General features: G+C 73.6%; 7 protein-coding genes, 1 other RNA gene and 1 pseudogene. 7 read left to right on the top strand and 2 right to left on the bottom strand.

From position 1 onward, the window contains the following. Window positions 1-92 precede the first annotated feature (92 nt). Window positions 93-419, bottom strand: a pseudogene (locus tag KSF81_RS31965) (AsmA family protein); the annotation flags it as partial. A 76-nt stretch (window positions 420-495) separates the two neighbouring features. Continuing rightward, complete coding sequence (locus KSF81_RS08700) at window positions 496-4,197, bottom strand: hydantoinase B/oxoprolinase family protein (RefSeq protein ID WP_217378636.1); 3,702 nt, start codon at window positions 4,195-4,197, stop codon at window positions 496-498. A gap of 227 nt (window positions 4,198-4,424) precedes the next feature. Here KSF81_RS08700 and KSF81_RS08695 point away from each other — a divergent pair, with 227 nt between their 5' ends. From KSF81_RS08695 to KSF81_RS08665, 7 genes are all read left to right on the top strand, one after another. Beyond that, the gene (locus KSF81_RS08695) at window positions 4,425-5,222 is read left to right on the top strand and encodes a TerB family tellurite resistance protein (protein WP_217378635.1); all 798 of its coding nucleotides are present in this window, start codon (window positions 4,425-4,427) and stop codon (window positions 5,220-5,222) included. A 39-nt stretch (window positions 5,223-5,261) separates the two neighbouring features. Further along, entirely contained in the window at window positions 5,262-5,969 is a 708-nt protein-coding gene (locus tag KSF81_RS08690) for an N-acetylmuramoyl-L-alanine amidase (protein ID WP_217378634.1), read from the top strand. Between the two features lie 34 nt (window positions 5,970-6,003). Then, window positions 6,004-6,428, top strand: an RNA gene (gene rnpB / locus KSF81_RS08685) — RNase P RNA component class A. Between the two features lie 320 nt (window positions 6,429-6,748). Beyond that, window positions 6,749-7,243 carry a division/cell wall cluster transcriptional repressor MraZ gene (locus KSF81_RS08680; protein ID WP_217378633.1) on the top strand — a complete coding sequence of 165 codons (495 nt, stop codon included), beginning with the start codon at window positions 6,749-6,751 and terminating at the stop codon, window positions 7,241-7,243. Beyond that, window positions 7,240-8,184 carry a 16S rRNA (cytosine(1402)-N(4))-methyltransferase RsmH gene (gene rsmH, locus KSF81_RS08675; RefSeq protein WP_217378632.1) on the top strand — a complete coding sequence of 315 codons (945 nt, stop codon included), beginning with the start codon at window positions 7,240-7,242 and terminating at the stop codon, window positions 8,182-8,184. Before KSF81_RS08680 ends, rsmH begins: the two co-directional genes overlap by 4 nt. Then, window positions 8,181-9,164, top strand: a complete 984-nt coding sequence (locus KSF81_RS08670) for a hypothetical protein (RefSeq protein WP_217378631.1) — start codon at window positions 8,181-8,183, stop codon at window positions 9,162-9,164. Before rsmH ends, KSF81_RS08670 begins: the two co-directional genes overlap by 4 nt. Further along, a complete protein-coding gene (locus tag KSF81_RS08665) occupies window positions 9,161-11,287 on the top strand; it encodes a penicillin-binding protein 2 (RefSeq protein ID WP_217378630.1) in 2,127 nt (708 codons plus the stop codon). The genes KSF81_RS08670 and KSF81_RS08665 overlap by 4 nt, the downstream gene beginning before the upstream one ends. Window positions 11,288-11,305 lie beyond the last annotated feature (18 nt).

The raw sequence follows: 11,305 nt of genomic DNA, 5'->3' as shown, positions 1-11,305 counted from the left end.
CGGCAATCCTCCAGCCGCGCCTCCAGGATGGTGAGCCAGGCGGGCGGGCGGAAGCTCGGCAGCGCCGAGGGCGGCCAGGGCAGGCGGATCTCGCCGCCGACCAACGCGATCTCCCGCGGCTCCAGCCGCCCGGCCAGCAGCGCGCCGAGGCCGAGGCGGAGCCGCATGGCACGGGCGGTGACGGTGACGCCATCCTCCGCGGCGCCGATCGCGACCTGCTCGGCCTCGATGCGCGGCTGCGGCAGCAGCGCCAGGGTGATCGGCCCCTGCAAGGCGACCGGCCGGCCGAGCTGGGTTGCGGCAAGCTCGGCCAGCCGCGCCCGCCAGGGCTCCCAATCGACCAGGCGCGGCCCGATCCAGAACCCGGCGCCGAGCAGCGCCAGCACCAGCAGCAGCAGCGGCGCCGCGATGCGCCGCATCAGGAGTCCGGGCGCCGCACGCCCTGCCCTGCGCTGCAAGCCGGCATTCCGGCAGGACGGCAGGACGCGCTACCCGTCACGCCGGCTTCCCCGCATTGTCCGCCGCGGTCGGCGGCTCCCAGCCGCCGCCAGCGTTGTTTGCAGAAGTCGGCGGCGGCTCCCAGCCGCCGCCTCCGGGCGTCTCCACCACCAGCGTATCGCCCGGGGCAAGCTCGGCGGCGCCGGTATTGCCGGGGATGGGCTCGATGCGGCCATCCGCGCGTTCCACCCATTGCCGGCCCGGCGCGCCATCCTGCCCGCCGCGCAGCCCATGCGGTGCGACATTGCGGCGGGAGGCCACCACCACCGCCTGCATCGGCCGCAGGAAGCGGATGCGCCGCCGCGCGCCATCGCCGCCATGCCATCGGCCGGCGCCGCCGGAGCCGCGGCGGATGGAGAATTCCTCCAGCCGCACGGGGTAGCGGAGTTCCAGCACCTCGGGGTCGGTCATGCGGGTATTGGTCATATGCGTCTGCACCGGCCCCCAGCCGTCGAATCCCGGCCCGGCGCCGACGCCGCCGCAGACCGTCTCGTAGTACTGATACAGGTCATCCCCGAACAGGACGTTGTTCATCGTCGCCTGGGCCGAGGCGCAGGCGCCGAGCGCGGCGAGCAGCGCGTTGCAGGTCATCTGGCTGACCTCGGTATTGCCGGCCACCACCGCGGCGCCGCCGCCCGGGCCGCCGGGGCGCGGCGAAAGGAAGGTGCCCTCCGGCACCCGGATCTCCAGCGGCTTCAGGCAGCCGTCGTTCAGCGGGATCTCCTCGCCCACCAGGGCGCGGAAGCAATAGAGCACCACGGCGCGGCAGACCGCGGCGGGGGCGTTGAAATTGGTCGGGCGTTGCGGCCCGGTGCCGGTGAAGTCGATCACCGCGCGGCGATTCGCGCGATCCACCCGCACCGCCACGCAGAGCGGCGTGCCGTCGTCGATGGTGGTGCGGAATTCGCCATCCGCCAGCCGATCGATCACGCGGCGGACGCTCTCCTCGGCATTGTCCATGACATGCCGCATATAGGCGCGCACGGTGCCGAGGCCCCAGTCGCGCACCGCGCGGCGCAGCTCCTGCACGCCCTTCTCGTTCGCCGCGACCTGCGCCTTGATGTCGGCGACATTCACGTCCGGCGAGCGGGCCGGGTATTTCGCCGCGGCGAGCAGGGCGCGGAACTCCGCCTCGCGGAACCGACCACCCTCCACCAGCAGGAAATTGTCGATGACGACGCCTTCCTCCTCCAGCGTGCGGGAGACCGGCGGCGTGGAGCCGGGGGTGAGGCCGCCGATATCGGCATGGTGGCCGCGCGAGCCGAGGAAGAACAGGATCTCCGCCCCGGAGTCATCGAAGACCGGGGTGATGACGGTGACATCCGGCAGATGCGTGCCGCCGTTATAGGGGTTGTTCAGCGCCACCACGTCGCCCGGCCGCAGCGTCCCGCCGCGCAGCCGGATGACGGTGCGCACGCTCTCGCCCATGGCGCCGAGATGCACCGGGACGTGAGGCGCATTCGCCACCAGCGCGCCGGTGGCATCGAAGATGGCGCAGGAGAAGTCCAGCCTTTCCTTGATGTTCACGGAAAGGCTGGTGTTCTGCAGCACCGCGCCGGTCTGTTCGGCGATGCTCATGAAGAGGTTGTTGAACAGTTCCAGCATCACCGGATCGGGGCGGGCCGTATCGGCGATGCGCGCCGCGGCGCGGGGCTCGGTCCGGCGCAGCACCAGGTGGTTCAGCGCCGTCACCTCGGCGGTCCAGCCGGGCTCGACCACCGTGGTGGCATTGGCCTCGCGGATCAGGGCTGGGCCGGGGATGCGGTCGCCGGCCAGCAGCGCCTCGCGGTCGAGCACCGGCGCCTGGTGCGCCGCGCCCTCGGTCCAGAGCGGCACGGTGTCGAGGGCGGCCGGCGCCTCGCCCGGCGGGCGTTCGGGCAGCCGGGCTTCCTCCACCCGCTCGCCTGATGCCGTGACCTCGGCGATGCAGGCTTCCACCACCACCTCGCGTTCCGGCGTGGCGAAGCCGAAGCGGTTGCGATGCGCGGCGGTGAAGGCGGCCAGCACCGCGTCATGCCCGCCGAAAGCCACGGGCAGGAAGCTGTCGGTGCCGGCATAGCGGAGATGCAGGCGGAGCGCGGCGCCGATCCGCCCGGCCTCGGCCCCCTGGCGCAGCAATTCAGCACGGCCCTCCTCGGCCAGCGCCGCCAGCCGCTGTGCCAGATCGGGCATGGCATCGGGCGAGAGCGGCGCCTCCACCGCGGCCTCGCGGATCACCGTCTGGTCGGCCAGGCCCATGCCATAGGCCGAGAGCACGCCGGCGAAGGGGTGGATGAAGACCGTCTCCATGCCAAGCTCATCCGCCACCAGGCAGGCATGCTGGCCGCCGGCGCCGCCGAAGCAGGCGAGCACGGTGCGGGTGACGTCATGGCCCTTCTGGATCGAGACCTGCTTGATGGCATTGGCCATATTGGCGACGGCGACGCGAAGGAAGCCCTCGGCCACCGCGCGCGGGTCCTGCGGCTGGCCCGTGGGGATAGCGGTGGCGGCCGCGATCTCCCGCGCCAGCGCCGCGAACCTCTCCCGCACCACCTCGGCATCGAGCGGCTGGTCGCCATCCGCGCCGAAGATCGCCGGGAAATGCCGCGGCTGGATCTTGCCCAGCATGACATTCGCATCCGTCACCGTCAGCGGCCCGCCGCGGCGGTAGCAGGCGGGGCCCGGCACCGCCCCGGCGCTCTCCGGCCCGACCCGGAAGCGCGCGCCGTCGAAGCCCAGGACGGAGCCGCCGCCGGCCGCCACCGTGTTGATCGCCATCATCGGCGCCCGCATCCGGACGCCGGCCACCAGCGTCTCGAAGGCGCGCTCGAATTCGCCGGCATAGAGGGCAACGTCGGTGGAGGTGCCGCCCATGTCGAAGCCGATGATCCGGTCGAACCCCGCCATGCCCGCGGTGCGCACGGCGCCGACGATGCCGCCGGCCGGGCCGCTCAGGATCGCGTCCTTGCCCTGGAAATGCCCGGCCTCGGCCAGCCCGCCGGAGGATTGCATGAAATAGAGCCGGACCCCCGGCATCTCGCCGGCCACCTGCTCCACATAGCGGCGCAGGATGGGCGAGAGATAGGCATCCACCACCGTGGTGTCGCCCCGCGGCACGATGCGCGGCAGCGGGCTCGCCTGGTGGCTGAGCGAGACCTGGGTGAAGCCCGCCTCGCGCGCGATGTCGCCGAGGCGCTGCTCATGCGCCGGATGTGCCCAGGCATGCATCAGCACCACGGCGACGGCGCGGATGCCATCCGCGAAGGCCCCGGCCAGGGCGGCGCGCGCCGCGGCCTCGTCCAGCGGTTCCAGCTCGGTGCCATCCACCGCCATGCGGCCGCCGATCTCGGCCACCCGCTCATGCAGCAGGTCGGGCAGGCGGACATTGAGGTCAAACAGGCGCGGCCGCGCCTGGTTGCCGATCCGCGCCAGGTCGGCGAAGCCGCGGTTGACCAGCAGCAGCACCCGCTCGCCCTTGCGCTCCAGCAGCGCATTGGTGGCGACCGTGGTGCCCATCTTCACCGCCTCGATCGTGCCGGGCGGAATCGGCGCGCCCGGCGCCAGGCCGAGGCAGGCGCGGATGCCGGCCACCGCGGCGTCGCGGTAGCGGCCGGGATTCTCCGAGAGCAGCTTGGAGGTGGTGAGCCGCCCCTCCGGGTCACGCGCCACGATATCGGTGAAGGTGCCGCCGCGATCGATCCAGAACTGCCAGCCGGCCATGGGAAACTCCGCAGGGGGCGAGGCCGGCGCGGCAAGCCGGGCGCGCAAGGAAGCCGCGGCCGCATTACCGCCCCCCCAGGCAAGGGGCAAGGGCGGCAGTGAAACGAATGCCGGCCCGCCAGGGTTGCCCCCTGGGGCGGGCTGGCATGAGGGGCAGGCCGAGCGCCGCGCCTCCCCGCCGCCCCGCGCGCATGCTAGCCTTGCCGCCGAGTGGAAGGGGACCGGGTTTGAGCGTCTGGGGCAAGATCATCGGTGGCGTGGCGGGCTTCGTCACCGGCGGGCCGCTCGGCGCCGTGGTGGGCGCCGCGCTCGGCCATGCGGCGGATGAGGGGGCGATCGGCCGCGCCACCCGTGCCCTGCCGCAGGGGCTGTTCGGCCGCCCCTCGCCGGGCGATGCCGCCGACCTTGCCGCGCTGCTGGGATCGCGGGAGCAGCTTTTCGCCATCTCCGTGGTGGTGCTCTCGGCCAAGCTCGCCAAATGCGACGGGGCAGTGAAGCGGGAGGAGATCGACGCCTTCAAGCGCATGTTCCGCATCCCCCCGGAAAGCCTGGTGGAGGTCGGCCACCTCTTTGACCAGGCCCGCGACAGCGCCGAAGGCTATGAGCGCTTCGCCGAACGCCTCGGCGAGGCCTTCGCCGACAACAAGGGCATGCTGGAGGACGTGCTGACGGCACTGTTCCAGATCGCCCGCGCCGATGGGCCGCTGACGAAATCCGAGGTCGCCTTCCTGCAAGGGGTGCAGTTGCGCTTCGGCTTGGATTCCAACGCCTGGGAACGCGCCCGCGACGGCCGGCGCGCCACCGCCGAGGCGCCGGGCGGGCCCGACCCCTATGCGGTGCTCGGCCTGACGCGGGAGGCGGCGAATGCCGATATCCGCCAGGCTTGGCGGCGGCTGATGCGGGAGAACCATCCGGACAGCCTGGCGGCGCGCGGCGTGCCGGCGGAATTCGTCAGGCGCGCCACCGACAAGGTGGCCCGGATCAACGCCGCCTGGGACCGGATCAAACGTGAGCGCGGGTTGTGAGGGCCAGCACCAGGCGCGAACGCGGCCTGTGAGGCGCCGATGACGCTCCGCATCCGGGAGGCGCCGAGCCCGAACCACGACGCCCGCCCGGAAGGTGGGCCGGTCGATACGCTGGTGCTGCACTATACCGGCATGCGCAACGCCGGGGAGGCGATCCAGCGGCTCCGCGACCCCGCCGCCGCGGTTTCCGCGCATTACGTGGTGGAGGAGGACGGCACCGTCTGGCGCCTGGTGCCGGAGGCGCGGCGGGCCTGGCATGCCGGGATCTCGCATTGGCGCGGGCGGGAGGCGCTGAACGGCCGCAGCATCGGCATCGAACTCGTCAATCCCGGCCACGAATGGGGCTACCGCCCCTTCCCCGCCCTGCAGATGGCCGCGGCCTGCGACCTCTGCCTGGAGATCCTGGCCCGCCACCCGATCCTGCCGCGCGACGTGGTGGCGCATAGCGACATCGCCCCCGACCGCAAGCAGGACCCGGGCGAGTTCTTCGACTGGGAAGGGCTGGCGGCGAATGGCGTCGGCCTCTGGCCGGAAGGCGTCGCCGGCGAGGATGCGGCGCTGCCGCCGGATGGCCTGGCGCGCGCCGTGCCGCTGCTGGGCGCCATCGGCTATCGCACCGACCTGCCGCCGGCGATGCTGCTCACCGCCTTCCAGCGGCGCTGGCGGCCGGAACGGGTGGACGGGCTGGCCGATGCCGGCACGCTGGCACGGCTGGCCGCCGTGGCGCGGCTCTCGGCCGGCGATTGACGCGGGGCACGCCCGGGCGCATCTGCACCGCGCGCCAGGTGGCCGGGCGGCCGCTGGTTCCCGCGCAGGCGGGGGCTGGAGGAAAGTCCGGGCTCCACAGGAATACGGTGCCGGCTAACGGCCGGCGGGGGTCAAACCCCAGGGAAAGTGCCACAGAGAGCAAACCGCCCGGCCACCGCGAGGTCGCCGGGCAAGGGTGAAAGGGTGCGGTAAGAGCGCACCGCGCCCCCCGGCGACGGGGGCGGCATGGCAAACCCCACCGGGAGCAAGGCCGAATAGGGGCGGCCGGCGGAGCCTTGCCGGGGGTCATTCCCCGGCAGGTGGAAGCGGGGGCATTCCTGCCCCGTCGCCCGGGTTGGCCGCGCGAGGCGTGCCGCAAGGCACGTCCCAGAGGAATGGTCGCCTATCCCCATAATTCCAGGGGGTGGACAGAACCCGGCTTACAGGCCGCCTGGCGCACTCTGTCCACAGCCTTTCCACAGGCTTGTCCCCAGCGGCTCCGATGCGCTTAAAAAACGAAGCACAGTGGGCCTGGACCTCACGGGTATGTTCTGCATATTGGCGCTTTTCGGCACCTAAGACCCTGCAAATCCAGCAATTCGGCCGAAATTCTTTTTCGGCCGTAATGGCTTTCTCCCTTGCTGTCCCAGGTTTTCCCGTGCTATCCCAGGTCATCTCGTGACGGACCGAGACGCCTGGGGGGGGCGGGTGGTTCGAAGCGGGATGGTCGGGCGAGTCGGCGGGGTCGGGGGGGCCCCGCCGGCCGCTGTCCCCGCGGGATGGGTCCCCGGGGACGGCACGCAGCCTATAGGCGGGCGCAGGGGGGGGCGGGTTCCATTTTTGCGGGCAAGGAACCGGGAACGTTCGATGCGAAGAAGGCCCGGCTCTCCGTGCCTGCCGCATTCCGCACGATCCTTGCCGAACAGCACGCGCAGGACATCATCCTCCGCCCATCCAGCCATTCTCCCTGCATCGACGGCTGGGCGAAACCCGCCTTCCAGGCCGAGGTTCGCAGGCGCATCGGCGAGGCCGACCCCTTCGACGCCGATTACGACGAACTCACCGACGACCTGACGGTCGAGGTCTACAGCCTCCGCCCGGATGCCGAGGGCCGCATTGTCCTGCCGAAGGACCTGGCGGCGGCGGTGCCGCTCGAGCCTGCAATCTGGTTCATCGGCCGCGACAAATTCTTCCAGATCTGGTCGCAATCGGTCTGGAACGAGCGCGCCGCCGCCCGCCGCAAGCCCCACCAGCGCCGGGAGCCCGCGGCATGAGCGGCCACCTGCCCGTCCTGCTGGCCGAAGTGCTGGAAACCCTGGCGCCGCGCGACGGCGGCACCTATTGCGACGGCACCTTCGGCGGCGGCGGCTATGCCGGCGCCATCCTGGAGGCCGCGCGCTGCACCCTCTACGCAATCGACCGCGACCCCGACGCCATCGCCCGCGGTGCCGCGCTGGCCGCCCGCCATCCCGGCCGGCTGCACCTGGTCGAGGGCCGGTTCGGCGACATGCTGGTGCTGCTGCAGGGGCGCGGCGTCACCACGCTGGATGGCGTGGTGCTCGACCTCGGCGTCTCCTCCTTCCAACTGGACGAGGCGGAGCGCGGCTTCTCCTTCCGCGCCGACGGCCCGCTTGACATGCGCATGGAGAAGGCCGGGAAATCCGCCGCGGACCTCGTGAACACGCTATCCGAGTCGGAGCTGGTGGAGATGCTCTTCAAGCTGGGGGAGGAGCGCCATGCCCGCCGCATCGCCCGTGCCCTGGTCGCCGCCCGGCGCGAGGCGCCGATCACGACCACCGGCCGCCTCGCCTCCATCATCCGCTCGGTCACGCCGCGCGACCCCTCCGGCATCGACCGCGCCACCCGCAGCTTCCAGGCGCTGCGCCTTGCGGTGAACGACGAGCTGGGCGAGGTGGAGCGCGGCCTCGCCGCCGCCGCCGCGCTGCTCGCGCCGGGCGGGCGGCTGGTGGTGGTGGCCTTCCACTCGCTGGAGGACCGGATCGTGAAGCGCTTCATGGCCGGCGCCGCCGGCCGCGGCAGCGGCGCCTCCCGCCACGATCCCGCCTCGCTCGGCCGCGGCCAGGCCCGCGCCTCCTTCCGCCTGGTCACGCCGCGCGCGCTGCGCCCCGGCGCGGCCGAGACCGACACCAATCCGCGCGCCCGCTCCGGCCGGCTGCGCGCCATCGAACGCCTCGCGCTGCAGGACGCCGCATGATCCGCCCGCTCACCCTCGTTTGCCTCGTTGCGGCCGCCGGTGCGGGGCTGCACGTCTACAACACCAAGCACGCGGTCTCGCTGCTCGACCGTGAGCTGCGCGGCCTGGCGCGCGGCATCGAGGAGGCGGAGGCCCGCACCCAGGGCCTTCAGGCCGAATGGGCCTGGCTGACCGAGCAGGAGCGGCTGCGCGGCCTGGCGCAGCGCCACCTGGCGCTGGAGCCGATGCAGCCGGCGCAGTTCCTCCGCATGACCGAGGCTGAGCGGCGGCTGCCGGCGGTGGCGGCCTATTCCGGCCCGACCGCGCTCTTCGCGGCGCGCGAGCCGGCCGCCCCGGCCGGCACCGATGTCATCGCCCTGCTGCCGCCCCTGGCCCCCGCGCCAGCCGCGGTCCCGGCGGCCACCATGCTGGCGCGGGCCGAGCCGGAACCGGCGCCGCCCGCCGCCCCCGCCGCAATCCCGGCCGAGCCTGCCGCCGCGCCCGCAGTCGTGGCCGCCGCGGCCATCCCGCTGCTGCCGGAGGCGCGCCCCGCCACGCCGGCGCCGGCCGCCCTCGCCGCTGTGCCCGCCGCGCCGGCGCCTGTGGCGCGCATGGTGGAGCATCCGCCGGCCGAGTCGCGCATCGTGGAGCGCCGCCCGGCCGAGCCGCGCGCGGTCGAGCCGCGCCCGGCCCTGGCCGATATCGCCCGCGCCACCCAGCCGCGCCCGGCGCCCCGGCCCGTGCCGCGCCCGGCGCCGGAATTCGCCGCCCTGCCGCCGCCGGTCCGCGCCGCCGTGGCGCAGGTGGCCGTCGCCGCTCCGCGCGCGCCCGTGACCCAGGTAGCCGCCGCGCCGCCGCCGCGGATGGCCGAGGCCGCCATCCCGCTCGGCTCCTCGCTCGGCAGCGCGCTTGCGGGCGGGCGGCCGCTGCTGCCGCCGCCGGTTGCCTTCAGCCCGGCGAATGCCGCCAGCTACAACGGCTCCGGCATGGCGCTGCGATGAGCGCCCTGCCGCCCTTCGAGCCGCTGCGGCCGCCGCCCTCGCCGGATGCGGCGCCGGCCGGCCGGCCGATGCCCGAGCGGCCGGCCCTGGCGCAGCCCGGCGGCTCCCGCGCCATGGTGCGGGTCGCCGCCCCCGACCTCGCCCGCCGGGCGCAGATGGAGCGGACGCGCGGCCGGCTGGTGATCGCCGCCTGCGGCTTCGCCGCGCTCTTCACCGCGGTGGGCATGAAGCTCACCCTCGCCACCATCCTCGACCCCGCGACGCCGCGGCTGCGCGCCGCGCCAAGGGTGCCGACCGGGGAGCCGACCATCGGCCGCGCCGCCATCACCGACCGCAACGGCGAGGTGCTGGCCCTGTCCCTGCAGGTGACGGAGCTCTACGCCAACCCGGAGGAGATCAGCGACCCGGTCGCCGCGGCCGACCGGCTGCTCGGCGTGCTGCCCGGCCTGGACCGGGAGCGGCTGGTCGCCCGGCTCACCCAGCGGGTGGTGCCGGGCACCGAACGCGCGGTGGAGTTCGCCTATATCGCCCGCAACCTGCCGCCGCGGCAGCAGCAGGCGGTGAACGACCTCGGCATCCCCGGCTTCCATTTCCGCCCCGCCGAGCGCCGCTTCCATCCGCAGGGCAGCGCCGCGGCGCATATCCTGGGCGCGGTCGATGTGGACGGGCACGGCATCGCCGGGGTCGAGCGGAGCTTCGACGAGCGGCTGCGGAACGACCGCAACGCGCTCAGGCTGTCCATCGACGTGCGGGTGCAGGTGGCGCTGCGCGAGGCGGTGCAGAAGGCGATCGAGGACTTCAACGGCGTCGGCGGCGCCGGGGTGGTGATGGACGTGAACACCGCCGAGGTGCTGGCCATGGTCAGCCTGCCGGATTTCGACATCTCCGACCCCTCCAGCCTGATGCGCGCCCCGCAGCGTCCCGGCCAGGCGCCGCGCCCGGACCAGGACCCGCATTTCAACCGCGCCACCGTCGGCCTCTATGAGCCCGGCTCGACCTTCAAGCTGCTGACCGCGGCCATGGCGCTGGAATACGGCACGGCCAATATCTGGAGCAGCTTCGACGCGCGCCACCCGATCCGCTACGGCCGCTTCACCATCAGCGACTACAAGGGCAAGAACCGCTCGCTGATGCTGCCCGAGGTGCTGGCCTATTCCTCCAACCTCGGCGCCGCGCATATGGGCATGGGCGTCGGCCCGGCGCGGCACCGCGAGTTCATGGGCCGCATGGGCATGCTGCAGCGCCTGCGCGTGGAACTGCCGGAGACGGCGCGGCCGCTGGCCCCCACCGCCCAGGGTTGGCGCGACATCAACACCATGACGATCTCCTTCGGCCATGGCATCTCCGTCACCCCCCTGCATGTCGTCACCGGCGTCTCGGCCTTGGCCAATGGTGGCATCCTGCGGCAGCCAACGCTCGTGGCGCAGGCCCCAGGCACCGAGCGGGAAGGGGTGCGGGTGATCTCCGAGCGCACCTCGGAGACCCTGCGCCGGCTGATGCGGCTGGTAGTGACGGACGGTTCCGGCAAGGGCGCCGAGGTGCCGGGCTATTTCGTCGGCGGCAAGACCGGCACGGCGCAGAAGACCGGGCCGCGCGGCGGTTATCTGGAGGACAAGCGCATCGCCGCCTTCGTCGGCGCCTTCCCGATGAACGCGCCACGCTACGCGCTCTACGTGATGGTGGATGAGCCGCGGCCGAATGCGCGGAGCCATGGCTATGCCACCGCCGGCTGGGTCGCGGCACCGGCCGCCGGCGGGGTGATCCGCCGCATCGCGCCGATCCTCGGCATGGTGCCGGAGACCGAGCGGGCGCCGCAGATCCAGGCCAGCATCACCATCCCGCTGCAACCCGGCCGGCCGGCCCGCGCCGCGCCGCCCACGGCCGCCGCCACCCCGCCCGCCGCCACGCCGCCCCGCGCCGTGGCGCCCGCCTCCAGCCCGGCGGCCCGCCCGGCTCCGGCCCCCGCCCCTGCCGGCGCAGCCGCGCCGCGGGCCCAGCCCCTGCCGGTTCCGGCCCGGGCCATGGAACCGCCGCTGCTCCGCCGCACGGATGCGGCACCGGTGCAGCCGATCTTCGTCGCCACGCCGCCCCTCGCGCGGGACGCAGCCCTTGCGACCCGCTGAGCCATGCCGGGCCCCGAG

This window comes from Siccirubricoccus sp. G192, assembly GCF_019084075.1.
Taxonomy (GTDB): Bacteria; Pseudomonadota; Alphaproteobacteria; order Acetobacterales; family Acetobacteraceae; genus G192.
This window is presented reverse-complemented; position numbering and strand designations above follow the sequence as displayed.